The 25,720-nt window shown below is 45.6% G+C and carries 26 protein-coding genes; 19 read left to right on the plus strand and 7 right to left on the minus strand.

Annotated elements, in window-relative coordinates:
- The first annotated feature begins 6 nt into the window (after positions 1–6).
- A complete protein-coding gene (locus tag CLV59_RS14030; protein ID WP_111592671.1) occupies positions 7–567 on the plus strand; it encodes an NUDIX hydrolase in 561 nt (186 codons plus the stop codon).
- Here the strand turns inward: CLV59_RS14030 and CLV59_RS14035 are convergent, their stop codons facing one another.
- From CLV59_RS14035 to CLV59_RS14045, 3 genes are all read right to left on the minus strand, one after another.
- Entirely contained in the window at positions 568–1,863 is a 1,296-nt protein-coding gene (locus CLV59_RS14035) for a bifunctional folylpolyglutamate synthase/dihydrofolate synthase (RefSeq protein WP_170137751.1), read from the minus strand.
- 53 nt (positions 1,864–1,916) lie between these two features.
- A complete protein-coding gene (locus CLV59_RS14040; RefSeq protein WP_146616197.1) occupies positions 1,917–3,455 on the minus strand; it encodes a DUF5723 family protein in 1,539 nt (512 codons plus the stop codon).
- A gap of 119 nt (positions 3,456–3,574) precedes the next feature.
- Positions 3,575–4,501 (minus strand): hypothetical protein, encoded by a 927-nt coding sequence (locus CLV59_RS14045; protein ID WP_111592673.1) that lies wholly within the window; start codon positions 4,499–4,501, stop codon positions 3,575–3,577.
- Between the two features lie 65 nt (positions 4,502–4,566).
- Here CLV59_RS14045 and CLV59_RS14050 point away from each other — a divergent pair, with 65 nt between their 5' ends.
- Positions 4,567–5,784, plus strand: a complete 1,218-nt coding sequence (locus CLV59_RS14050) for an MDR family MFS transporter (protein WP_111592674.1) — start codon at positions 4,567–4,569, stop codon at positions 5,782–5,784.
- Between the two features lie 104 nt (positions 5,785–5,888).
- Positions 5,889–6,815 carry an AraC family transcriptional regulator gene (locus tag CLV59_RS14055; protein ID WP_111592675.1) on the plus strand — a complete coding sequence of 309 codons (927 nt, stop codon included), beginning with the start codon at positions 5,889–5,891 and terminating at the stop codon, positions 6,813–6,815.
- Here the strand turns inward: CLV59_RS14055 and CLV59_RS14060 are convergent.
- Genes CLV59_RS14060 through CLV59_RS14070 form a run of 3 tightly spaced genes read right to left on the minus strand, consistent with a single transcriptional unit; the run spans position 6,812 to position 9,780 of the window.
- Positions 6,812–8,113, minus strand: coding sequence for a radical SAM protein (locus CLV59_RS14060; protein WP_111592676.1), 1,302 nt, complete (start codon positions 8,111–8,113; stop codon positions 6,812–6,814). The two genes, CLV59_RS14055 and CLV59_RS14060, sit on opposite strands and share 4 nt — an antisense overlap.
- Before the next feature lie 28 nt (positions 8,114–8,141).
- Positions 8,142–8,726, minus strand: a complete 585-nt coding sequence (locus CLV59_RS14065) for a hypothetical protein (RefSeq protein ID WP_111592677.1) — start codon at positions 8,724–8,726, stop codon at positions 8,142–8,144.
- Positions 8,727–8,736: 10 nt separating this feature from the next.
- Positions 8,737–9,780, minus strand: coding sequence for an agmatinase family protein (locus CLV59_RS14070; RefSeq protein ID WP_111592678.1), 1,044 nt, complete (start codon positions 9,778–9,780; stop codon positions 8,737–8,739).
- 236 nt (positions 9,781–10,016) lie between these two features.
- Here CLV59_RS14070 and CLV59_RS14075 point away from each other — a divergent pair, with 236 nt between their 5' ends.
- From CLV59_RS14075 to CLV59_RS14130, 12 genes are all read left to right on the plus strand, one after another.
- Positions 10,017–10,415, plus strand: coding sequence for a cytochrome c maturation protein CcmE domain-containing protein (locus CLV59_RS14075; RefSeq protein ID WP_111592679.1), 399 nt, complete (start codon positions 10,017–10,019; stop codon positions 10,413–10,415).
- Positions 10,416–10,433: 18 nt separating this feature from the next.
- The gene (gene ccsA, locus CLV59_RS14080) at positions 10,434–12,974 is read left to right on the plus strand and encodes a cytochrome c biogenesis protein CcsA (RefSeq protein ID WP_111592680.1); all 2,541 of its coding nucleotides are present in this window, start codon (positions 10,434–10,436) and stop codon (positions 12,972–12,974) included.
- 116 nt (positions 12,975–13,090) lie between these two features.
- Positions 13,091–14,098 (plus strand): alpha/beta hydrolase, encoded by a 1,008-nt coding sequence (locus tag CLV59_RS14085; protein WP_111592681.1) that lies wholly within the window; start codon positions 13,091–13,093, stop codon positions 14,096–14,098.
- Between the two features lie 63 nt (positions 14,099–14,161).
- Positions 14,162–14,785, plus strand: coding sequence for a DUF4294 domain-containing protein (locus CLV59_RS14090; RefSeq protein ID WP_111592682.1), 624 nt, complete (start codon positions 14,162–14,164; stop codon positions 14,783–14,785).
- Between the two features lie 19 nt (positions 14,786–14,804).
- The gene (locus CLV59_RS14095) at positions 14,805–15,302 is read left to right on the plus strand and encodes a hypothetical protein (protein ID WP_111592683.1); all 498 of its coding nucleotides are present in this window, start codon (positions 14,805–14,807) and stop codon (positions 15,300–15,302) included.
- 30 nt (positions 15,303–15,332) lie between these two features.
- Positions 15,333–16,061 (plus strand): bacillithiol biosynthesis deacetylase BshB1, encoded by a 729-nt coding sequence (gene bshB1 / locus CLV59_RS14100; protein ID WP_111592684.1) that lies wholly within the window; start codon positions 15,333–15,335, stop codon positions 16,059–16,061.
- 89 nt (positions 16,062–16,150) lie between these two features.
- Complete coding sequence (locus CLV59_RS14105) at positions 16,151–17,056, plus strand: serine hydrolase (RefSeq protein ID WP_111592685.1); 906 nt, start codon at positions 16,151–16,153, stop codon at positions 17,054–17,056.
- A 420-nt stretch (positions 17,057–17,476) separates the two neighbouring features.
- Positions 17,477–18,031, plus strand: coding sequence for a peroxiredoxin (locus tag CLV59_RS14110; protein ID WP_073086202.1), 555 nt, complete (start codon positions 17,477–17,479; stop codon positions 18,029–18,031).
- 84 nt (positions 18,032–18,115) lie between these two features.
- Positions 18,116–18,703 (plus strand): carboxymuconolactone decarboxylase family protein, encoded by a 588-nt coding sequence (locus tag CLV59_RS14115; RefSeq protein ID WP_111592686.1) that lies wholly within the window; start codon positions 18,116–18,118, stop codon positions 18,701–18,703.
- Positions 18,704–18,896: 193 nt separating this feature from the next.
- Entirely contained in the window at positions 18,897–19,133 is a 237-nt protein-coding gene (gene rpmB / locus CLV59_RS14120; protein ID WP_073086206.1) for a 50S ribosomal protein L28, read from the plus strand.
- 29 nt (positions 19,134–19,162) lie between these two features.
- The gene (gene rpmG, locus CLV59_RS14125) at positions 19,163–19,345 is read left to right on the plus strand and encodes a 50S ribosomal protein L33 (RefSeq protein ID WP_111592687.1); all 183 of its coding nucleotides are present in this window, start codon (positions 19,163–19,165) and stop codon (positions 19,343–19,345) included.
- A 72-nt stretch (positions 19,346–19,417) separates the two neighbouring features.
- On the plus strand, positions 19,418–19,591 hold the full coding sequence (locus tag CLV59_RS14130) for a DUF4295 family protein (RefSeq protein WP_111592688.1): 174 nt from the start codon (positions 19,418–19,420) through the stop codon (positions 19,589–19,591).
- Between the two features lie 40 nt (positions 19,592–19,631).
- On the opposite strand, the gene CLV59_RS14135 is transcribed toward CLV59_RS14130, so the two are convergent.
- A complete protein-coding gene (locus CLV59_RS14135) occupies positions 19,632–19,901 on the minus strand; it encodes a hypothetical protein (RefSeq protein ID WP_111592689.1) in 270 nt (89 codons plus the stop codon).
- Positions 19,902–20,167: 266 nt separating this feature from the next.
- Between CLV59_RS14135 and ftsY the strand changes: the two genes are divergently transcribed.
- The 4 genes from ftsY (at position 20,168) to CLV59_RS14155 (ending at position 25,707) form a co-directional block, all read left to right on the plus strand.
- Positions 20,168–21,130 carry a signal recognition particle-docking protein FtsY gene (gene ftsY / locus CLV59_RS14140; protein WP_111592690.1) on the plus strand — a complete coding sequence of 321 codons (963 nt, stop codon included), beginning with the start codon at positions 20,168–20,170 and terminating at the stop codon, positions 21,128–21,130.
- A 264-nt stretch (positions 21,131–21,394) separates the two neighbouring features.
- Positions 21,395–22,273: a cupin-like domain-containing protein gene (locus tag CLV59_RS14145; protein WP_111592691.1), complete on the plus strand. Its 879-nt coding sequence runs from the start codon at positions 21,395–21,397 to the stop codon at positions 22,271–22,273.
- Positions 22,274–22,505: 232 nt separating this feature from the next.
- Complete coding sequence (rimO, locus tag CLV59_RS14150; protein ID WP_111592692.1) at positions 22,506–23,813, plus strand: 30S ribosomal protein S12 methylthiotransferase RimO; 1,308 nt, start codon at positions 22,506–22,508, stop codon at positions 23,811–23,813.
- 136 nt (positions 23,814–23,949) lie between these two features.
- Positions 23,950–25,707, plus strand: a complete 1,758-nt coding sequence (locus CLV59_RS14155) for a DEAD/DEAH box helicase (RefSeq protein WP_111592693.1) — start codon at positions 23,950–23,952, stop codon at positions 25,705–25,707.
- The last annotated feature ends 13 nt before the right edge of the window (positions 25,708–25,720 follow it).

Consider the following 25,720-nt stretch of genomic DNA (forward strand, 5'->3'; position numbering starts at 1 on the left):
ATGGCAATGAATAACATGGATTGGAAATTACTGTCATCAGAATACCTGCATAGGGATACCTGGCTGACAGCCAGAAAGGATGTTTGTGAAACTCCGGACGGACGAATCGTTGAACCGTACTATGTCCTGGAATATAACGACTGGGTAAACGGCCTTGCACTCACAGAAGACGGCCAGGCGATTATGATCCGCCAGTACCGTCACGGCGTGCGTAAAACCATCATTGAGATACCGGCAGGTACCATGGATGATACCGATCCTTCTCCTGCTTTTGCGATGGAAAGGGAACTGATGGAAGAAACAGGGTATAGCTTCAAGGAAATTATCCCGTTAGGTAGCGTTTCCGCTAATCCAGGTTCTACTAATAACCTCACCCATATGTTCCTGGCAACTGGCGGCGTAAAGGTGAGAGAACAGCAATTGGATCACAATGAGCAAATAGAAGTAGTGCTCATGTCTATGGAAGAACTGCAGCAACTAATCAAAGACAATCAGCTGCTGCAAAGTCTGCATGTAACCTGTGTATTTTATGCATTAATGCACCTGAACAGGTTACAAATGAAATAGCTATAACGCTTCTGCTACGATAAAGCAACTGCCGCAAACGAGGATCATATCATCTTTCTCTGCATGTTGTTTCGCGGCTTGCAGTGCATGTTGTACAGTAGGATAGGCCTTGCCGTCCAAACCATGTGCTGCAGCCATTTCTGTGAGCGTCACCTCATCCAATGCCCTTGGCAGCTGGGCTTTACAGAAATAATAGTGTGCATTGCCGGGAAATAAAGGCAGCACTTTCTCCACCTCTTTATCTTTCACAAAGCCGGTAACAATATGCAGACTGGTATAGGTCATATGTCGCAATTGCTGCATAATTTCGATGATGCCAGCTTCATTATGCCCTACGTCCAGTACTGTCAGAGGATGTTGATTCACCACTTCCCATCTGCCACGCAAACCTGTTAATCGTTTTACATGTGCGAGGGCCGTGCTGATATGCTCTTCCGTGATTTGCCAGCCTCGTTGTTGCATGATCTGTACAACCGACAAAACGCCCATTACATTTTTCTCCTGGTACTGACCATTCAGATCCAGTTTATAATGACGGGTTTCTTGCTTTCGTATATTCAGTAACGTTAAATCCAGATGGGTATTAGTGATCTTTGTCCCGTTGGCGGCCCCCATCCATTCTTCATCTGCAAAGTGCAGTGGCGCACCTGTTGCAGCGGCTTTCTGGATAAAAACATCTTTGGTTTCTGATTGCCTTTCGCTGATCACAGCAGGAATGCCTGCTTTTATAATACCCGCTTTTTCTCCTGCAATAAGCGGTAAGGTATCGCCCAGCAGATTTTTATGATCGTAGCTGATATTGGTGATCAATGACGCTTCCGGGGTGATCACGTTGGTACTGTCTATCCGGCCGCCTAAACCTACTTCAATAATAGCAATATCCACCTGCTCCGTTGCAAAATGCTCAAAGGCCATGGCTACGGTCAGCTCAAAGAAGGAAGGATTGATTTTTTCAATTTCCGGCTTCATGCGCTCCGTAAAATCAATGACAAATTGCTCGCTGACCATTTGTCCGTTGATTTTGATACGCTCCCGGAAATCCAGCAGATGCGGGGACGTATATAATCCTGTTTTATAACCTGCCTGCTGGAAGATGGCTGCCAGCATATGGCTGGAAGAACCTTTACCATTAGTGCCGGCAACATGAATGGATTTGAATTTTTTATGTGGATTGTCTATCGCCTCCAGCAAGGCTATCGTGTTGTCCAGGTCTTTCCTAAAGGCACTTTCGCCTACCTTGGTAAACATAGGTAACCGCTGAAAGAGGAAGTCCAATGTCTCTTGATACTTTTGCATGACTCATTAATCTCAGGCGAAGATAAAAATTCCTGCAATTACAAGCGCATACCTTAATTGCTATTGGCCGGACAGCGGGTTTGTCTTTTCCGCATATGGAATATACCGCCGCCATTCGCATCGCTCTTCTTAAATATCGGGATGTATCGCAGGGCAACATATGCGTCTGCATGATCCAGGCGACGTCGGAAGAGGTTGGTGAACAGGGAATAAGAACCCAGCATCAAAGGGCCAATGCGGATACCTGCGCCTACATCCGCCTGCCCGTTGTGATTTAGGACAATAGGCATGGCTGCCCCAAAGTACTCCACTTCGTAACGGGGAGTAACCTGTATCTGGGTCATGCCATAGGTTTTGTAAATATTATGCTTGCCGCCATTCATGGCAATATCCGCATTGGCAGATACAAAGAAGCGGTCGTCTATATTGTAATCGCCCATCAGATGCAGCATGGTTGGCAGTGCCATCCTGAAATCGCTGGCAGAAGCTACTGGCGTGAAAGCCTTATTCAATTGGGCAGCATACTGCTTCAGGCTTTGATTTTTCTTGTAAGTTAAGTCTTTGGGATCTATATGATCTGTTTGCAGCAGGAGGTCGGTATTTGAAGGGGCTTTGTTGTAACCAATGCTACCGATGTCGGTAATGGAAACGCCTACACGAAATTGATAAGCATCTGAAGAGGGATTCCAGTGGTCGCCTACATAATCTCCGAAACCGTCATTATCCGGGCGGTATTCATAAATTAGTCCCAGATCAGCTCCAAAGCCGGAATTACGGCCAATTTTAAGGTTACTGATAGTAGGTTTAGCCCAATGGTCCAGATTTTCAGAGTAGCCATATCGCATGGTACCTTTACTAATGCTACCGTCCCGGGTGGAGTTAAACTGAAAAGTAGTATTGTCTACAGAAGCATACCCCGCTGCTATTCCGCTGAGGTATTTTAAGGTGATACCTCCTTTCCAGACGCCGCCATAGCTGTTGCGCAATATGCGCGCATAGCTGAAGCCGAATTCATTCCAAATGTTGGAGGCTACGGCAGCATGTTCAATGGTGTAGTTATTGCCTTTATAGTTTGGATTCGGAAAATTATCGCCAAAGAAGTTAGCGAGGGGAGTAGGGAGATTACCGCCGTTGCTACTACTACGGATACGCCAGATAAAGGATACGGTCTGTTTCTCATCGATAGAATACATGAGGGAGGGCATCATGATTTCTGCCATTTCCCATCCGTTTTGCTTCCTTCTGGCCGCCGTATCCAGGAAAAAATCCTGATTCTTGCGGAGAGTGTCATATGCGCTTGAAAAGATAGCTTTTTTAGTAAGGCTCATGTAGGTATTTCCTGCTTTGGCATCTGCGCCAAAAATATTCAGGTCCCATTTATAGCGGGTGGCGGCAGCGCTGGCAGGGTTGTACATGATGCCGTAAACGCCGGCATAATTACTCTGATGGAAGCCTGTAAAAGTCTGCGCTGTGGCTGCAGCAGTACATGCGAGCGCAGTGACTGTGCTCAATAAGATACGGTTAATAATCTTCATTTGCTGGCAAAAAGTAGGTAAAACAGGTGTTTTCGATTGCACAGTTCGACTGTGCATTTGTGCTCAAAGTTTTCACAGGTGTTAGTTGTTTAGGACAGTACAAGACATACTGGTTGGAATCAGGTATATTGCTTATCCTTCTTCCTCATACTTCACATCACAATATTTGGTATACGCTATTCAGCTTTGAAATAGAACCGGATCAGCCCGAACTGAACTTCAGGCGCATCTGGGCTGGCATTGTATTTTATCTGCGTAGCAGCGCGTTTGGCAATGGCAATGAGATTATCATTGCTGATAGTAGAACCGCTCATACTATAGCTGGCAGCGATCACATTTCCTTGTTGGTCTACTTTTATACTGATGGCTACATAGCCGGATTCGTTGCTGTCGTAGGTGACGGAAGGTCTGCCGATCAGACTGCGTCCTTTGAGATTGAAATCAGATCTGCCGCCGCCGAGGCCGCCACCGCCCGTATAGCCTTTGGCGTTAGGGTCTCCGTTTATCTGGCCACGGTCGCCGGGTTTGCCGGTATTTCCTTCGCCGGTGGAGCTGTTGGAGCCATTGGCGCCGTTGCCACTATGTGCGGAATTATTATTGGTGATACCACCAAACACTGCTTTCGGTTTTGGAGCAGGTGCTGGGGGCGCTGGTTTCGGAGGCGTTTCAACTGCCGGTTTTTTCGCTGGCTTTTTTTCCGGTTTAGGTTCCAGTTTTTTAGGCAATTCCTTTGGAGGCTTCACCACTGGTTTTTCCGGTTTTTTTACTTCAGGGGCGTCTGCATCATTATCAGTAGCGATATCCTGCGGAGGAGCTTCATCTGTTTTCGCCGGTTCCTGGGTTTCTGTGGGAGCTGGCGTTGGCGCCTCTGCTGCCGGAGGATTTGGATCAAGCGGTTGTACATCGCCCATACCATCATCGGAGGTACCGAGATTTACTTCCATACCCAAATCTTGATTGGGTAACGGAGGCGGCGCAGAGAATCCTGCAAACAACAATGCAACTAACAGCAACGCATGTACGCCGATAGTCACTCCTAAAGCCTTAATATTCTTCTTCTTATTATCTTCCTGCATGTTGTCTGCTGCTTGATCTTCAATCAAAGTTAATAATTACCGGATAAGTTCCACCATTATCCGTTATTAAATTTTATCTTTACAACCTGCTTATGAATCCCGTACAAAAAACTTTGAGTCTTTATCGAAATGCCTACTCAGGGCTTTCCCCGGCGACTTGGTGGTTATCGTTAATCCTGCTGATCAACAGAAGTGGCACCATGGTCATTCCTTTCATGACGGTGTATCTTACCCAGCATTTACATTTTACCATCGGACAGGCAGGTATTGTAATGGCCTGTTTCGGTTCGGGTGCAATTGTGGGCGCTTCACTCGGCGGTTGGCTGTCAGATAAAATCGGATTTTATCAGGTCCAGTTCTGGAGTCTTTTTTCTAACGGTTTATTATTCATTTTATTGGGCCAGATGCATACATTTCCACAGATTTGTATCTGCGTCTTCGCATTGAGTTCTGTAGGCGATGCCTTCCGACCGGCCAACAGTATTGCCATTGCGGCGTATAGCAAACCAGAAAACAGAACCAGATCCTATTCTCTGAATCGCCTGGCAGTAAACCTGGGATGGTCTGTAGGTCCTGCTATCGGTGGTATCCTGGCCAGTTTCAGCTATGATTTGCTGTTCTGGGCAGACGGCGCCACCTGTATCACTGCGGCTATTCTCATGCGCGTATTCCTGCCTCCAGTACCGGCTCCCGCCAAAAGTCATGCCGATAAATCCAGTACCAAAGATGGTGTATGGAAAGACAAGATCTATATATGGTTCCTGGGCTTCGCCATGCTAAGCGCCATTTGCCTGTTCCAGTTTTCCAGTATTGTCCCGCTCTACTTCAAAGAGGTGCTGCATTTGGAAGAATGGGCCATCGGTCTGAATATGTCTGTTAACGGTATCATGATCGCTGTTATTGAAATGGTGATGATCTATCATCTGGATGGTCGAATGCCCAACCTGCTCTTCATTGTTCGTGGAGCCCTCGTGGTTTGCCTGGCGTATATCTTCCTGTCGGCCATGCCCGCATTTTGGATAGTGGCATCTGTATTCATGGTGATCATCACTTTTGGGGAGATGCTTACCCTGCCGTTTATGAACAGCTTCTGGATAGCCCGTAGTAAGGACCATAACCGCGGCCAGTATGCTGCGCTCTATACGATCTCTTATTCCGTCGCCAATATTGTTTCTCCTACCGCAGGCGCCTTTGTAGTAGGTCACCTGGGTTTCCGGATCTGGTGGGGACTCACCGCATTCGGTTGCGTGCTGGCTGCAACGGGCTTCTTCTTCCTCCAGAAAAAGCTGGATGCCGCTAAAAATTTATAAAACTCAAACGGCTGATATCGCTATCCATCACAAAAATTGTTAAACGATATACAAATATTGTCCCCGATTTGCTAAAATCTGGTAAAAAGTAGTAAAATTGGTAAATGAAAGTTATCCAATTTACAGTTCCGGTAGCTGATGAAGGCTCCGTAGTAGTACAGGAGGACATCTTACCATACTTTTACCACTACCTGCACCGCCACAAGGAGGCGCAGATTACCCTCATTATCCGTGGCGAGGGTACGCTTATCACCGGGAACTATACGCAGCCGTTTAAGGCAGGAGAGGTCTATGTAATTGGCGCCAATCAGCCCCATATGTTTAAAGGGGATGCCAAATACTTCGAGAACCTGAAAGAGAAGAATATTCACGCCATACATATTTTCTTTGACCACGAACACGCTCTCCAGGGATTACTGAGACTTCCAGAAATGGAAGGCATCCGTAAATTCCTCCAGCATTCCAGGAATAGTTTGCAGCTACCCGCGATGTACGAAGAACGTTTCGGACCAGATATTGTCCGGATTTCAAAACTGACAGGAGCAGAACGCCTGCTGGCTTTTGTGCAGTTGTTACTGCAGATGACGAAACAGGTGAAGGAGTGGAAGTCTTTGTCTACCGGGTTCTCCCGCCATGCTTACAGTGAATCCGAAGGGCTTCGGATGAATGATATCTACCAATATACCCTGGAGCATTACGCGGAAAATATTACGCTGGGGAAAATTGCGAATGTAGCGCACCTCACTACCTATGCATTCTGCAAATATTTTAAGAAACATACCCGCAAAACATACCTGGAATTCCTGAATGAAATCAGGATCAATGCAGCCTGTAAGAAAATTATAGGAGGGGAATATGATAGCATCGCCTCAGTGGCTTATGCAACGGGGTATAACAATCCAATTACTTTTAACCGGGTATTCAGAAAGGTGACCGGGATGTCCCCATCATCCTATGCGCGCCAGTACCGATTTGGAGCTGAAAGCGCGCACAGGGACGGGTTATTGCTATCACTGGAAGAAGAATCCTAGTGAGCGAAATCTTCCATATAATCTCCGGTGATACGTTCCATCGGAGGATTGAAGTATCCGAATTTCACATTCGGGAACTCTTCATGTATCAGGTCCATCAATTGCTTGATACCCATACATTCGCCAGTTTCCGCAATATTCATACGACCCAGGTACCAGTCCGGATCAATATTGAAATTACGCCATTGGATCATGTTCAGGTCCGTTTCCTGGATGAGCTTACGTAATGCTTCATACTCAGCCTCTGTATCGGTCATACCTGGGAATACGAAATAGTTGATGGAAGTCCATCCGCCAAATTCGCGCACCACTTTCAGGCTTTCCACAATATCCTCGAATTTATAGTTATTCGGACGGTAATACGGCGTATAGTATTTGTCCTGGCAGGAGTTCATACTTACGCGAATACTGTTCAGACCCGCTTCACAGAGGGCTCTTACTGCATCTGGCTTACTACCGTTGGTGTTGATATTGATGCTGCCTTTTGGTGTGTGCTTACGAATTTCGATGATAGATTCACGGATTGTTTCCCACATCAGCAGGGGTTCACCTTCACAACCTTGTCCGAAACTTACGATTGGGAAAGGCGCTGATTCCAGGTGAGGAACCGTATACTCCACAATTTCTTCCGCTGTAGGCTTGAAACGCAGACGATCCTGTGTAGAAACGATGCTTTCTTCTTCCGGCTGGAAGGAGATACAGCCTACACAGTTAGCGTTACAGGCAGGGGAGGAAGGAATCGGGCATTCCCATCTGCCCATGAAATAGTTACGGGCAGCAGGACATTCATATGTCAGGGCGCAGTTTTCAGCAAGATGTTGTACCAGCCTGTTATGCGGGTAGGCAGCCATCAGCTGGTTTACGCCTTGTTTTACTTTTTTGGCATCGAAACCGCCACATTCCTGGCGAATATCCGCTTCAATACGGGTCGCAGGAACATAGAATTTACCATCCAGCCAACCTACTGCTGTGTAGCAGAAAAGTGGGAGGGTTGGGGCATCCGGCATAGTCTCGTAAGCAGCCAGGTAAAATCCGGTATGTGCCGGCGGAATAAAAGCCGCTACAGCCCAACCTTTTTCACAGAGTTCCATCTCTCCGGTTTCCGCGTTGAGACCAATTCCTCTGCGGCCTGGCAATTCATACAGGTTTCCGCCTTCAGGTAATTCGATCCATTCCTCTACGTCAATGGGATAGGCATCCCAGCCACTACGTCCAGCCACGTGCATAGACGTATCTTCGAAGATATTACCCTCTCCGTCGGAATAAAGTATGTAAGGTGATTGCTTTAATACCGCCATAAATGTTGTTGATTAATCAGTATCCTTATCAGATCCTGCTTTTGCAAAATGCGTTCAGTGCGTCTCTTTCTTCCGGCGCTGGCATTTCTACCAGTTCCAGCTGTAATACTTTGTTGGATTTAAAATCCAGCGTCAGCAGGTCATTACGCAAAATTACGTTATTCAGCTCGTTCCAGCCAATCACCTTTGGAGTGAAAGCTGTCGGAACAGTAATGCCCGTCTTGTCCAGCTGCATAAATGCCGGCTGAAATACCTTGTATTCCGACCAGGCAATATACCCCAGGCCTGCACCAATCACAATCAGCATGAAAGCGGCTGTGGGGGCCAGGTGGGAGAGGAAGTAGAGACTACCGGTCAGGCAAATGAATACCTGTACGATGCGCGCCATAATATTGGCTGCCGGGAAATTTTTAAACTTCCTGGCAGTAAAAGGAAATAGGAGACTGGCGAGCCCTACCAGGAAAAAGAAGGTAGCCAGAAACCAATTGGGCTGAGCTCCCCGGTAAATGCCAATGGCATTCACCAGGAACAGCACTCCCACTATGCCATGCATAACAGGCAGTAATTTCAACCTGTTATTGGCATTGGGATGTATAATACGCAGTTTGTACATGCAGTAGTATTTATTTGTTGGCGCTCACCAGGAGGTTGCAGAGTTTGAACAGTACGCGTGCGCCTACGTTAGCATCCCATTCGTCGTGGGAAGCGCTCACTTCGTTCAGGTCAAAACCAATCAACTGACGACCGCTGGCGATCACACGTTTGAAAAGGTAATAAACCTGTTCTGTTTCGAAACCACCGCTTACCGGCGTACCTGTGTGCGGACACAGTTTCGGATCAAGTCCGTCAATATCGAAGCTGATGTAAACCTGCTGTGGCAAAGTATCTACGATGCTATCACAGATAGATTTCCAGGTCTCGCCTTCGAATTGTCTTTCTTTAATATCCTTATCGAAGAAGGTAACCACTTTACCATTACTATCGTTGATGTAGTCTACTTCTTCTTCGCAATAATCACGAATACCTACCTGCACCAGTTTCTGTAACTGTGGAACTTCCGCCAGCGCATTGAACATGATAGAGGCATGTGAATATTTAAAACCTTCATAGCTGTCGCGCAGATCACAGTGTGCATCGATCTGGAGAATACCAAAATCGCCTTTATGCTCGCCGATAGCTTTAAAGAAGCCCAGAGGAGTACTGTGGTCACCGCCTATCAGGCCTACCAGTTTACCTTTAGAGAGGAGTTCGCGGGTTTGATTGTATACCCACTCGTTCATCGCTCTGGTGCCATTATTGACGTCTACCAGGGTCTTTTTCAGAAACTCATTTTCTGAAATATCACCACCTTCCATCAGGAATTTCAGATACAGCTCCGCTTCTTTACGCAGGTAATCACTACGCAACAGCAGGTGTTTGTCTGGTTCCCGCATAAAGAATCCCTGTTTCCAGCCGTCTTTTACGTCTGAATCGTAGAGGTCTACCTGCAGGGAAGCCCTGAAAATATGCTCCGGACCACGGGCAGTACCATTACTATAGGAGACAGTCACTTCCCAAGGTACTGGCAACAGTACCAGTCGAGCATCATCTTCCTGAAAAGGCAGCCCGAAAATGTTGTTTGACAACAGCCCAACTGAGTTCGGGTCAAATTGAGATAAATCAGCCATGATAAAATTCTAAATTCAAAATTCCGCGCAAAGATAATATATGTTTACTTACCGCCCCTTTTCATTAAAAAAGAATTGCCTTTTATATAAATTTTGACTTCCGAAGACCATTTTGCGTTAATTTTGCGGCATTATTTAGGATTAGATAAATACAGGTTTTTTGCAATGGGTTTGAAAGATAGACTGGTGGAGGGTTTTGCAGCTTGTATCACGACAATAGGGAAGATTATTTTCATATGAAAAAAACAAATATTATACTGCTGGTGGTTATTGCGGTGGCAATAGGGGTGATTATTACCATGGTGGGTGATTTCAGTACCTATGAAACATTCGCAACCGCCCGACAGAAAGAAGGGAAGGAGTTCCATGTGATCGGCACGCTAGATACGCTTCAGCATATGAGCTACGATCCACAGAAAGATGCCAACTTATTTAGTTTCTATGTAAAAGATAAAACCGGAGAAACTCGCCGGGTGGTGTTTTATGGCGCCAAACCTACTGACTTCGAAAAAGCGGAATCAATAGTACTCACTGGTAAAATGGAAGGACAGGAATTTCATTGCAACAAAATCCTGATGAAATGTCCATCCAAATATAAAAACGACCAGGTAGCAGTTGGCAATCAGACACTTTAATCTTTAGCTGTAGAAATCATGAAGTTTGTAGGGGAACATTTATTACTGGGACAACTCGGTCACTTCTTTGCCGTCCTGGCATTTGTAGCATCAATGGTAGCATCCGTATCCTACTATTGCGCCGTGGTAAATAAAGAAGAATCGGCAAAAGCATCCTGGAAAAAGGTAGGCAGATGGAGCTTTTTTATTCAATCCATAGCAGTACTGGCTATTTTCTGCTGCCTGTTCTATATTCTGTATAATCACTTTTTTGAATACAAATACGCATGGCGCAATACCTCCCGCGACCTGCCTGTTCAATATCTCTTTTCCAGCCTCTGGTCCGATCAGGAAGGTAGCTTCCTGCTGTGGAGCATCTGGAACAGCGTACTGGGTATTGTCCTCATCCGCACCAGCGGTAAATGGGAAACCCCGGTAATGACTGTTATTTCCATTTCTCAGCTGATGATGAGCAGTATGCTGCTCGGTATCTTTATCCTCGGTTATAAAGTAGGTAGCAACCCATTCATGCTCCTGCGCCAGGCAGAAGAAAACCAGGCAGCGCCTATTTTCCAGTCTGCCGAATATCTCAGCTTCATCAAAGACGGTAACGGGCTCAACCTGACCCTCCAGAACTACTGGATGGTGATTCACCCACCTGTACTGTTCCTGGGGTTTGCCTCTACCATCGTTCCGTTTGCCTTCGCTTTCGCAGGCATCTGGACCCGCGATTATACCGGCTGGACCAAACCAGTCCTGCCTTGGGGCCTGTTTGCTATCGCCATTCTTGGTCTTGGTATCATGATGGGCGCGGCATGGGCGTATGAGTCTCTCAACTTCGGTGGTTACTGGGCTTGGGACCCTGTAGAAAACGCATCCCTGGTGCCATGGCTTTGCATGGTAGCAGGCGTACATACCTGCCTGGCCTATAAATCTACTGGCCATGCACTGAAATCTACCGTATTTTTCTTCTTTATCTCTTTCATTACCATCCTGTATTCCACCTTCCTTACCAGAAGCGGTATCCTGGGTGATTCTTCTGTACACTCCTTCACCGATCTGGGTATGAGCGGCCAGCTCCTGATTTTCATGGCTGTATTCACCGTTCCTTCCATCTGGATCATGATTGCACGGAGGAAAGAGATTCCTACGGTAAACAAGGAAGAAAGCACTTATTCCCGCGAATTCTGGCTGTTTGTAGGCGCGCTGGTACTGCTGATCGCAGCTATCCAGATTACCTTCACCACCTCCATTCCGGTATGGAATAAACTGCTGGATATCACCGGTCTGAGAAATCTGCTCAAAATAGATCAGATGGCGCCTCCTTCTGATGTGATGTTCCATTACAATAAAATCCAGATCTGGCTGGCGATCATCGTGGGTATCCTCACTGCGCTGGTTCAGTTCATGAAATATAAGGATACGCCTCGCCGCGAGCTCACCCGCAAGCTGCTGCTGCCTACAGCTATTTCACTGGTGGCTACACTGGCAATTATCTTCGCTGGTGGCGTTCACTTTACTGAGTATGGCGCTGGTTTCCTGGCTGCGATTTACTTCATGCTGTTCGCCAGCATCTACGCAGTGGTAGGTAACTTCATGTATATTTTCATCGGCCTGAAAGGGAAAGTGAAATCAGCAGGCGCTTCTATCGCTCACGTTGGTTTTGGTATGGTGCTCCTGGGCGCATTACTCTCTTCTGCAAAGAAGGAAGTCATCTCCCTGGATAAAATGAAAATGCTGAGCCAGGACATCTTCCGTAAAGAAAGTAAACAGAATGCCCGCGAAAATATCATGTTGCCGCTGGGAGTACCTGTTGAAATGGGCGAATACCACGCTACTTATGTGGGCGATTCTTCCGCTACCGGAGATGCTAAAGTGTACTTCAAAGTAGATTATGAACGTAAGGATAAATCAGGTAAAATAGTAGAGCACTTCCGCCTCTATCCAAATGCATTTGTCAATACCAAAGAAAATGCACTGACTTCCAATCCTTCTTCCAGACATTACCTGGACAGAGATATCTTCACCTATATCACTGCTACACCGCCGCTGAAAGATAAAAATGCGCCTGCCGATGATTCTACCAAATATGTATCACATGAGGTAAAACCAGGTGACTCAATCTTCTTCTCCAAAGGATTCATGATCCTGAAAGACATCAACACCAAAGTGTCTAACAGAAATTATGAGGCGAAAGCCGGCGATCTGGCTGTAGGTGCAGACCTGGAAGTATTCACGCAGACAGATGATCATTTCAAACTGCAACCAGTATACCTGATCCGCGACAGCGCTTATCAGTACAGCATCGAAGATACCCTGGCGCCACTTGCCCTCCAGGTTCGCTTCAGCAAAATCCTGCCTGCCGAAAACAAAGTGCAGATTAAAGTGAAAGAAGCAGATTCCAACAGCGATTATATCATCATGAAAGCGATCGTTTTCCCATACATCAACGTATTGTGGTTAGGCGTTATCGTGATGATTGTAGGTACCTTTATCGCAATCGCTTACAGAGTGAAACTGAATAAAGGCGGCAAAACCGGCGCTGCAAAAGCAAAAGAGCCTGCCAAACAAAAAGTATAACGACATTCGTCATTAATAAATTTTTAAATGGTGTTCCACAATGTTGGGACACCATTTTTTTATGCGATTTTTAACCGTAATATTTTCCTAGATTTATAGTAATAAAATCCTCGGTTATGAAACGCAGGTTTCGTATATTCCTGATAGTGATATCCACCTTGGGCATTATTTATCTGCTGGGCCCCAAACCCTCCACACCAGCTTATGACCTGCACCTTCCCATCGTTCCGCTGCAACCGGACTCTTTAGATGCGTATATCCGTGCAGGTGAGGCCACTCAACCGGTGCGTCCGGATAACGAGGCCAGGATCGTTTGGGTAGATACGCCCCATAAGCGTACACCCTATGCAGTGGTATACCTGCATGGCTTCTCCGCCAGCCAGGAAGAGGGAAACCCCGTGCATCGGGATTTTGCAGAGAAGTTTGGATGTAATCTTTATCTGTCCCGACTCAATGCCCACGGCTTGCAATCGCCCAACCCTTTGTTGAATATGACTGCCGATGGGTTATGGGAAGACGCGAAGAAATCGCTGATGATAGGCCGCTCTCTGGGAGATAAAGTGATTCTGATGAGTACTTCCACTGGCGGCACGCTAGCGCTTAAATTGGCCGCAGAATACCCTAATGACGTGTATGCGTTGATTAATATGTCGCCCAATATCGCCATCAACGATAAATACGCCTTCCTGGCCAATGATCATTGGGGTTTGCAGCTTGCGCGACTCATCACCGGCGGCGATTTCCGCGAAGGCAAGGATACCAGCCAGGTGATGCATCAGTATTGGGATAACCGTTATCGCCTGGAAGCGGTCGTGCAACTGGAAGAACTGCTGGAAACCACCATGACCAAAAAGACATTTGAGCGGGTACACCAGCCTGTACTCAACCTGTACTATTACAAGGATGAGACACATCAGGACCCAACAGTGAAAGTATCCGCCATCCTGGAGATGTATAAAGAACTGGGTACGCCGGATAGCCTGAAAGCGGCCATCCCCGTGCCAGGAGCCGGCGCGCATGTATTAGGCTCCGTTTTAACCAGCAAGGCAGTTCCGGAAGTAACGAGGGATATCGACAGTTTCGCGATTCATGTCCTGAAAATGCAGCCGGTAAACTCCCTGTAAGAAATGTCAAATCTTTAATTAACTTGTGGTAACATTCCCATAGTAAGGAGCGTTTTAAAGCTTATGCGTCCGCTGAAAAAGGTAATTTTCTGCTTATCCCTGATACTGGCTTTTGCCACGTATGGCCGCCCGGTTTTCGCACAGGAAGCCCACGGAGCGGATACGGTTGCATTGCATGCCATCGTGGTAGGGAAAGACACGATTCCGGTAATCACGCTGGCCATTTTTGACGTGGTAGATAAGCTCCCCAGAAGACTGGCCAAAGAAAGGGAACGCTGGACAAGATTACGGAATGCCGTATATGTCACCTATCCCTATGCTAAGTCGGCCGCCCGCATCCTGAAGGATGTGAATGTGGAACTGGCCAAACTGCCGAATGGGCGCGCCAGAAAAGCCTATCTCGCCAGCAAAGAGAAGGAACTGAAAGCCCAGTTTGGAGATAAACTCACCAATCTCTCCGTTTACCAGGGGAAAGTCCTCATGAAGCTCATCAACCGGGAAACCGGCCAGAACTGCTACGAGATCATCAAAGAGCTGAAAGGAGGCTTCAATGCGCGCATTTGGCAAACAGTGGCCTTTTTCTTCGGGGGAAACCTGAAAAGTGATTACGACAAACAGGAAGATAAAGATATTGAAGACATCGTGCAGGAGCTGGAACTATACCAGCATTACCGTGCCTATAATTAAGAAAACGTACCTTCGCTGAATGAGATTCCGCTTATTAATACTCGCCGCTTTTTTGTTACCCACTGCCGTTTTCGCACAGGAAACTGGCAATGACGATCCCGTATATGTATTGGACAGCGTTAAGGTGACGCCCGGTATTATGACCGGCCTTACGCCAGATAATATTGGGTTGATGACCATTGCCAAAGGAAAGAAAGCAGTGCTGCTGTATGGCAGCCAGGCCGAGAATGGAGTCGTATACATAGAAACCAAGCCCTTTGCCCGTAAGCGCGTGAGCAATTTCCTCCGATCCGTGTCTCCCGCATACGATAGCTTACGAAAACAATATCCCTCCGATAGCGCCATCTGCTTTATAGTAAACGATAAAGTAGTACAGGCCAATGATGAAGCCCGGCTGTTTGTGGTAGACCGGAAATCCTTCATCAGCCTGAAAGTGCTGACTGCTAAAGAGTTGGAAGAGAAATATCATATCTCCGACAGGAAAGCAGGAGTAGCTATCACCAGCTCCGAAGATTGATCCGTATCTTTGCATCTCAATTTTTAGCGTATGAAACTGGATATACTCGCGATAGCGGTACACCCCGACGATGTGGAGTTGGGATGTGCCGGTACACTGATGATGCATGCAGCGAATGGAATGAAGACAGGCGTTGTTGACCTTACCCGCGGTGAATTGGGGACCCGTGGTACTCCCGAACTCCGGGAAAAGGAAGCCCAGGCAGCTGCAAAAATTATGGGCCTGGAAATACGGGAAAACCTGGGCCTGGCCGATGGCTTTTTCCGTAACGATACCATGGAACAAATGGCTATTATTGCAGCCATCCGCAAATACCGTCCGGAAATAGTACTGGCCAATGCTATTGACGACCGTCATCCGGATCATGGTCGCGCTGCCAAACTGATAGCAGACAGCTGCTTCCTGGCAGGACTGCGTAAAGTGTCCACCCAGCACGATGGCGTAGAACAAGATGCATGGCGTCCTAAACAAGTGTTTCATTTTATCCAGGACCGTTATATCGAGCCCGATTTTGTGTTAGACATCAGTCCGGTAATGGATCGCAAACTGGAAGCCATCAAAGCATTTACTTCCCAATTCCTGGCGCCAAAGGACAATGAACCCCAAACTTATATTTCCTCCTCCGGCTTCTTCGATAGCGTAGTATACCGCGCTAAAATGATGGGTAAAATGGTAGGAGTGGAGTTTGCAGAAGGATATACCACTTCCAAAAAGATAGGTATCCGCAATTTCGCAGATCTGATCAATAACGTTACCTGATGAGTCATATAGATGGCAGAGCGACTTTCATCTCCCGAAAAAATCCTTCCCGACTTTGTTGAGAAGGATTTTTTGTATTTTATCCCCTTATGAAAACACTTTCTCTACTGCTGGCCTGCTGCCTGTTTACCCTTGCAGGCCGTTCACAGCAAACCGATAAAAAGCTGACAGCCACTTTACAGCAATTACTCAAAGATTTTCATGGTCAGGCAGGCATTTATGTACATCATTTGCCTTCGGGAAAAGAAGTTTGTATCAATGCAGATACGATTTTTCCCACTGCCAGTATGATCAAAACGACCATTCAGGTGGGTATATTCAACAAAATTGCAAAAGGAGAACTGGATTATCATCAACAGTTGGTGTATCGGGATTCGCTGTTATATCCGGGACTGGATATCCTGGGATCGTTTAAAGATAGCCAGAAAATAGATCTGGATAAGGTAGTGATGCTGATGTTGACCATGAGCGATAATACGGCTAGTTTATGGCTGCAATCGCTTGCTGGTGGGGGCACAACGATTAACGCGTGGCTGGAAAGCAATGGCTTTAAGGTATTGCGCGTGAATTCCAGGACGGCAGGCAGGGAAGCAAATCGAAAGGAATTTGGCTGGGGACAAACATCTCCCCGGGAAATGGCCCGACTGATGGAGATGATTTATAAGGGAGAGGTGATAGATCCTGCGAGCAGTGAGCGGATGTACAGGAACCTGACGCGTAATTACTGGGATGCCCAGGGCATACTTCAGGTTCCTGAAAATATCAGAACTGCATCAAAAAATGGAGCAGTAGATGAATCGAGATCAGAGGTGATAATGGTCAACGCGCCCCATGGCGATTATGTGTATTGTATCGCCACAAAGAATAATGCAGATCAAAGCTGGAACAAGGATAATGAAGCCTGGCAGTTATTGCGGAAGGTGGGTTATGCGATTTGGCAGCATTATGAACCTAAGAGCAAATGGGAGCCTGACCCCAGTTTGGGGAAGTTTTGAACGGCACTAAGGGACCCGCTAAACATCAGATGAATAGATCTCTGGTTGCGTCAAATTCATCCTGTTTAATGATGCTGTTTTTAATAAACGGAATCAAAGCAAGTCCAACCGTTACGATCACAAGTAGTAAATATTTCTTTTTCATTTCCATGCTAGTTTAAATTGTGTCCGTTTATATAACTAAATAGTGTGCCAAAAAGTTACGGAAATACCATAAAAATGTGAGGAAGATGATTAAATAATTGGTTATACGCGCGGGTAGAGGGAAATAATGGGCCAGGGTGGGGAAAGTGGGCATATATAGAAAAACTCAATGCGGCATTTTAAAAATCTATTTGATTAATAATGAATGTAAAGTGATCTTTGCGGCGTCGAAAGAAAAAATATCGCAGGCAAACAAATCAAAAATCGAATATAGATATGAAAAATGTTATTTTATCCGTAGGGTCAGAGTTTCCCGAATTCAAAAAAACGGCTGTAGTTTCTATTGAGAAAGGTAAAGAATTTTATGAGCTGTCTTCAGAAGAACTGAAAAACTCTGGCAAATGGATGGTAATGTTCTGGTGGCCTAAGGACTTCACTTTTGTATGTCCAACTGAGATTGCTGAGTTCAACAAACATGCGCAGGATTTTGCAGACCGTGATGCGGTACTGATTGGTGCATCTACAGACAGTGAGTTTGTACATGCTGCATGGAGAAGAGATCACGAAGATCTGCGTGGACTGCAGTTTCCAATGCTGGCAGATACTTCCAAATCTCTGGCAGAAGAGCTCGGTATTCTGGAATCAAACGAAAAAGTAGCTTACCGTGCAACTTACATCGTAGATCCACAGGGTATTGTACGTTGGGTATCTCTGTATGATCTGTCTGTAGGTCGTTCAGTAAAAGAGGTACTGCGTGTACTGGATGCGCTGCAAACAGATGAGCTGTGTCCTTGCAACTGGCAGAAAGGCGAAGCTACGCTGACTGCTTAATTCCAATAACAGACTTACATTATTGATATCCGGGGAAATGGGGTTGACCTGTTTCCCCGGCTTTTAAACTGACTTATACAACATATGTTCGCAACAACAAATCAGGATACTGCTATTCAATTGTTAGAGACAGTGGGGTTAGCGGAGCTGCCGGTATCTGAAAAGTTACAGGCTTTGGTAAGTGCAGATGCGCGTTACCTGAAAGATCTGAAAATAAACGTTACAAATGCTTTGGGAGCCGCTACGCTCAGCAAGAAGGAAGCCTATCTGATAGGTCTGTCTGTTGCCGTAAACGAGAAGCATGAGGCTTTGCAGGCATCCTTCGGGAGGTTGGCGACAGCGGAAGGAGCAACAGAGAAAGAGATTGCTGAAGTATTGAGTTGTACTTCTCTGATGAATGCCAACAATATCTACTATCGTTTCAGGCATTTTGTCAATAAGGAGTTTTACACCACCACCTCTGCTGGTATTCGTATGAGTATTATGGCGAACCCGGTGTTGGGTAAAGAGTTCTTCGAATTACTGAGTTTGATGATATCTGCGTTGAATGGTTGTGAGATGTGTGTTACCAGCCATGAAGAGGCGGTAGTGAAGCATGGTACTGAACCACAGCGGGTTTTGGAGGCTGTAAGATTAGGAGCGGTACTGAAGAGTCTGATCGTATTGCTATAAAAAATATATAAATCGGGGGACAGATGGAAATCTGCTCCATATACAATTGATTATTAATCATTTGCAAAGCGAAATTCAGGATAAAAAAGTCTCATATAGACGTGTTTTTTTAAATTTGTTAATAAATTCATGTAATTATATTTGCTAAATCCATAAAAAATTTCGACTTTTGCATTCCTAAATTTTTAGAATCATGGCAAGAGTATGTCAGGTGACAGGAAAGAAGCCGATTACAGGTCACCATGTTTCCTTCTCCAATATTAAGACAAAGAGAAGGTTTCTGCCTAACCTGCAGAAAAAGCGTTTTTTCCTGGCGGAAGAAGACAAATGGATATCTTTGAAAGTATCTGCTGACGGTTTAAGAACCATCAACAAGAGAGGTTTGTATGCAGTAGTGAAGGAATTGCGTGCAGCTGGTCAGGAAATCTAATTCAAGGACTCACTTAATTTGTATACAAAATGGCAAAAAAAGGTAACAGAGTACAGGTAATCCTGGAATGCACTGAACACAAAAACTCAGGCGTTGCTGGCACTTCCCGTTACATCTCTGTAAAAAATAAGAAGAACACTCCTGAACGTCTGGAGCTGAAAAAGTACAATCCTATTCTGAGGAAAGTGACTGTACACAAAGAAATTAAATAGTTAATTGTTAGTGGTTAATGGCTGTAACGCAATCCAGCCATATAGCCATCGACCATAAAACATTTCAATACAATGGCAAAAGCAGTTTCAAAGAACTCGAAAGTAAAGGATGCTAAATCAGCAGCTGAAGCGAAAGTGTGGACTAAAGTGGTGAAAGCTGTGCGCTCTCCTAAAACAGGCGCTTATACTTTCAAAGAAGCTATCGTGCACAAAGATAAAGTGCAGGAGCATATCAACGCTAAGTAATTCGGCTTTACTAATATCATACTCAAAAGCTGTCCTTTTCCTAGGACAGCTTTTTGTGTTTGGTCGCACGCGAAAGTGGTTCACGCAAAGTCGCAGAGAAAAGCGCAAAGATGTAAAGGCGCCTGCGGCGCAGTGGAGCGGAGTTTTTTTGCTCGCAGAGCAGCATAAGCAGCAATGCAGCAAAGAAATTGTTGCGGAGATAGGCAATTGATTGTTTCTCGCAAAGGACGCAAAGGGCAAAGGGGCAAAGGATTATGTTTTGTTGTTTAGTTAAGACCGCAAATTTTTTTGGGTACTGTTTTGGAATCATATAGGATTATTGAAAGTATCGTGAGATAGTACTTTAATCCTTTGCGAGCTTCTAAAACAATACATAATAAACAAACAACAAAACATAATCCTTTACCCCTTTGCGCCCTTTGCGAGAAATAGCAAATGTCTGCTTTGCTGCTTATGCTGCTCTGCGAGCAAAAACCTTTCCACCTCTACTGTAAGCAATTCCCCAGAAAAGCCGTATTTTGCGGCCTGAATTTTGCAAAATGACCCAGCCTGCATTACAGGCTTACTATTACTAATATGAGCTTTTTCAAAAATCTATTTTCCAGGGAGAAAAAAGAGAGCCTTGATCAGGGCCTCCAGAAAACAAAGGAAAGCTTCCTGACCAAAATTGGACGTGCCATTGCTGGTAAGTCCACCGTGGATACCGAAGTACTGGATAACCTCGAAGATGCCCTCGTCTCCGCTGACGTAGGCGTTGATACTACCGTTAAAATCATCGACAGAATCGAGCAACGTGTTGCTAAGGATAAATATCTGGGAACCAGTGAGTTGAATAAGATGTTGCAAGAAGAAATTGCAGCAATCCTTGTGGATGCGCCCGATAGTGGGTTCCGTGATTTTGATGTTCCCGCAGATAAAAAGCCTTATGTGATTATGGTGGTTGGTGTGAATGGTGTTGGTAAGACAACCACCATTGGGAAACTGGCCTATAATTTCAAGAAAGCTGGAAAATCAGTACTCCTTGGTGCTGCTGATACCTTCCGTGCTGCCGCTGTGGACCAACTTACTATTTGGAGTGAGCGCGTAGGCGTACCTATTGTAAAACAGGCAATGGGTTCCGATCCGGGCGCTGTAGCTTTTGATACTGTACAAAGTGGCGCTGCCAGAAATGTAGATGTTATCATTATCGATACGGCTGGCCGTCTCCATAATAAACTGCACCTCATGGATGAGCTGACCAAAATCAAACGTGTGATGAAGAAAGTCATCCCGGATGCCCCTCATGAAGTATTGCTGGTACTGGATGGTTCTACCGGTCAGAATGCCGTAGAGCAAGCCAAACAGTTTACTGCCGCTACAGAAGTAACCTCTCTCGCTATTACCAAACTGGACGGTACAGCTAAAGGTGGTGTAGTACTGGCTATCGCTAACCAGTTCAAAATTCCGGTGAAGTATATTGGTATCGGGGAAAGAATGGAAGATTTACAAGTGTTCGACAAGCACGCTTTTGTAGACTCTCTGTTCAGTGTAAACGACTGATATTGAAAATGCTGTAAAGGTTTATTGATTTTTTAAATAGTTCTTACTTCCATTTTTACTTTAAATAGAAAGTTCTGACCGGTAAGCGAACAAATACATTAGATTTGCATTAATGTAATGATATAATTCCGCGCTTACCGGTTGGCTTAATATTCGCTACATAGATTCCTGACTTCCCTAGTCAACCAGTTTTGTTGCTGCGTAACCTGCCATTTGTTAAATTAGAGTAGTAGTTTTTGCACCCTTTAATAACAATTCGTAGTTATGAATATAAAAAGCATAGATCGAGTTGATAACATTACGCCAGAGGAATTCAAAAGAAACTATTATGAGCTCCGTATACCAGTTATTATTTCCGGGCTCAGCAAAGATTGGCCAGCCAAAGAGAAATGGACCTGGGACTATTTTAAGTCGATTGTAGGAGACAAGACAGTTGGCGTTTACAACAATACCAGGGCAGATGCCAATACCCCGGTCAACGGCGCTGATGACTACATCAAATTTGGCGACTACCTCGATCTCATCCAGAAAGGACCTATTGCCCTTCGTATTTTTCTCTTCAATATATTTCAGCATGCGCCACAGTTAACGAATGATTTCGTGTGGCCGGAATTTCTGACTAAAGGATTGCTGAAGAAGTACCCGATGCTCTTTGTGGGAGGAGCAGGCTCCGTTGCCCATATGCATTATGATATTGATCTCTCTCATATTTTTCATACCCAGTTTGTAGGTCGTAAAAGAGTATTGCTACTGGAGAATAAGCAGTCGCCCTACATTTACCGTATGCCATTTACAGTGGAGAGTGCCGCTAGTTTTGTCAACTGGCATGAAACCCTGGATACGGATGCTTTTCCGGCATTGAATTATGCCAGCGGTTACACCGCTATCCTGGAACATGGGGATACGCTCTTTATGCCTGGCGGTTACTGGCATCATATGGAATACCTGAATGCCGGCTTCGCGATGAGCTTACGGGCAATGGATCAGTCACTCGCCGGAAAATTAAACGGACTGTACCATATTGTAGGGCTGCGCGGTATGAATAATCTGCTGATCAAAATGGCTCCGAGATGGTGGTATCATAAGAAACGGGAACTGGCGAAAGGACGTGCCGACAAGCTAATGAAGGCTTTGCAGGTATAACAATTAAAATACATTTTTAAACGATTGCAAGCGTCTAATTTGCAGTCGTTTATCTTTAATTTCATAATTATCAATTCTTTTTGTTAACTTTGCACCTTCCTAATTCAACCCCCACTAAGGCTCAAAGTCACGTACAGTAAGTCTGCTGTTTTATTATGTTAGTGTCTGTGTGTCTTCGTGGCGGTAAGCGGAACAGAACAATTCTGACCCGCATGCTCTAAAACATTCGCCCTTGAAGACGAAAACTTTAAAGAAAGACAAGGTTAATATTATTACACTTGGTTGTTCCAAGAACATGGTTGATTCGGAAGTGTTGAGTGGTCAACTCGCTGCCAATGAAATCGACGTGGTGCATGAAAGCACCAAACGTGACCACAACATCGTGGTAGTCAATACCTGCGGTTTTATCGATAAAGCCAAAGAAGAATCCATTAACACTATTCTGGAACAAGTAGAACTCAAAGACCGTGGTAAGCTGGATAAAGTTTACGTTACTGGTTGTTTGAGTGAGCGCTACCGTGGCGATCTGGAGTCCGAAATTCCTGGCGTAGATGCCTGGTTCGGTACGATGGAATTGCCCTTGATGCTGAAGAAATTCGATGCAGATTATAAGGCAGAATTAGTAGGGGAGCGTCTGCTTAGTACTCCTACCCACTATGCCTACCTGAAAATTGCGGAAGGTTGTAACCGTACCTGCGCTTTCTGTGCGATTCCATTGATGCGTGGTCAGCACGTTTCCAAGCCAATTGAAGCATTGGTAGAGGAAACTAAGAAACTCGTGAATTCAGGTGTAAAAGAGATCATGCTCATTGCACAGGAACTGACCTACTATGGTCTGGATCTGTACAAAAAGCGTCGTCTTGGCGATCTGATGCGCGAACTGGCAGCGGTGGAAGGATTAGAGTGGATTCGTTTACATTATGCATATCCTACTAAATTTCCGATCGAAATTCTGGATGTGATGAACGAATCACCGAAGATCTGCAAATACCTGGATATGCCTTTACAGCATGCTTCCAATGGTATGTTGAAAGCCATGAAACGCCAGATTACCCGCGAAGAAATTGAGGAACTGGTACATGCCATCCGTGAAAAAGTACCTGGTATCGCCCTTCGTACTACGCTGATTGCAGGTTTCCCAGGTGAAACAGAAGAAGATGTAGAAGAACTGAAAAGCTTCCTCGAAAGAATGCGGTTCGATAGAGTAGGCGTGTTTACCTACAGCCATGAAGAAGGTACCAGTGCCTACGAACTGGAAGATAATATCCCGGCAGAAGAAAAAGAAAGACGTGCACAGGATATCATGGCCGTACAACAGGAAATTTCCCTCGAGAAAAACCAGGAAATGGTAGGGAAAGTTTTCAAAGTAATCGTAGATAAAAAAGAGTCTGGCAGGTATCTTGCCCGCACTGAATTTGACTCTGTGGAAGTAGATAATGAAGTGATCATCAATACCACCAAACGCCTCAAACCTGGCGACTTCGTGGAGGTTCGTATCACAAAGGCATTTGACTACGACCTGGAAGGAGAACTGGTGTAGACAACGCTTTTAGAAGAGCTTGCGTTGCCTCTTTGCCACAGGTAAAAGACCTGTGATAACAGCAAAAATATTTCAAAAGTCCCCTTACAATGGGGCCTAACTACAGCTCCCGACGGAGCTGGATCAATGTAAATCAATGACAACATTTGAATCACTGGGCTTAAAAGAGTCCATCTTAAAGGGAATTACAGATTTGGGCTTTGTTGCTCCAACCCCTATTCAGGAAAAAGCAATTCCCGCACTTTTGACAGGTGACCGCGATTTCGTAGGTCTTGCCCAGACGGGCACCGGTAAGACAGCCGCTTTTGGTCTGCCTTTACTCCAGCAAATTGATGTGGATCTGCGCAAACCTCAGGGTCTGGTATTATGTCCTACCCGCGAGCTCTGCCTGCAGATTACCAATGATCTGAAAAATTTCAGCAAATATCTCGGAGATGTAAATATCGTAGCCGTTTATGGCGGTTCCAGCATTGTACAACAACTGCGCGAACTGAAAAGAGGGGTACATATTGTGGTGGCTACTCCGGGCCGTCTTCTGGATATTATTGACCGTGGCGCTGTCAACTTCGACAATGTACGCTATGCTGTACTGGATGAAGCGGATGAAATGCTGAACATGGGCTTCCAGGAAGATATCAACAGTATTCTCTCTAACACCCCAGAAGAAAAAACAACCTGGTTGTTTTCCGCAACTATGCCGCAAGAAGTTCGCCGTATCGCCCAGAAATACATGGAAGATCCGTTTGAACTGACTGTAGGTAACAAAAACAGCGGTAACGCCAATATCGAACACGAATACTACGTGGTACGTCCACGCGAAAAATATGCAGCCCTGAAACGCCTGGTGGATTACAATCCAGATATCTTCGGTATCGTATTTACCCGTACCAAGATTGAATCCCAGGAAATTGCTGAATCCCTGATCAAGGATGGTTACAATGCAGATGCCCTGCACGGCGACCTTACCCAGCAACAGCGTGATAAAGTAATGAAACGTTTCCGCGAAAGAGCACTGCAGGTACTGGTAGCTACAGACGTTGCTGCCCGTGGTATCGACGTTGACAACGTAACACACGTTATCAACTACGAACTGCCTGATGACGTAGAGAACTACACTCACCGTTCCGGCCGTACTGCCAGAGCTGGTAAATCTGGTACCTCTATCGCTATCATCAGCAGCCGTGACATCGGTAAAATCCGTCAGATTGAGCGCGTAATTGGTAAGAAATTCACCAAAGGCGAAGTGCCAGATGGTTTCGCAGTATGTGAAAAACAACTGTTTGGTCTCGTACACAAAGTACACAACGTAACTGTGAACGAAGAACAAATTGAACCATACCTGGATCGTATCAACGAAGAATTTGCTAACATGAGCAAAGAAGAGTTGATCAAACGTTTCGCTTCCCTGGAATTCAACCAGTTCCTGGAATACTACCAGGATGCTGCAGATCTGAACGTAAAAGAAGAAAAACGTTTTGAAGAAAGACGTCGCGAAAATGGTAAATTCACCCGCCTGTTCATCAACCTCGGTTCCGTGGATGATTTCAACCGCGGCGATATGCTCCGCTACCTGTGCGATAACACTGGTCTGCGTGGTAATAAAATCGGCCGTATTGATCTGAAAGGCGTTTACTCCTTCTTCGAAGTAGAAAACGATGTGGTAGATAAAGTAACCAACGCGTTCAAGAAAGTAGAATACAACGGTCGCTCTGTAAGGATCGAAATGTCCCAGGATGGCGATAAGCGTCGTGGTGGCGGTGGCGGTGGCCGCAGAGAAGACGGACCTCGCAAACGCTGGCATGGCGGTAGTGAAGGTGGTGGCGGTGGCCGCGAGAAGAGAGAATACTCTTCCGGTGGCAGTCGCCCTCCGTTCAAACGTAAATTTAATTCCTGATTAGGTTCAGCAT

This window comes from Chitinophaga dinghuensis (assembly GCF_003259435.1).
Lineage (GTDB): Bacteria > Bacteroidota > Bacteroidia > Chitinophagales > Chitinophagaceae > Chitinophaga > Chitinophaga dinghuensis.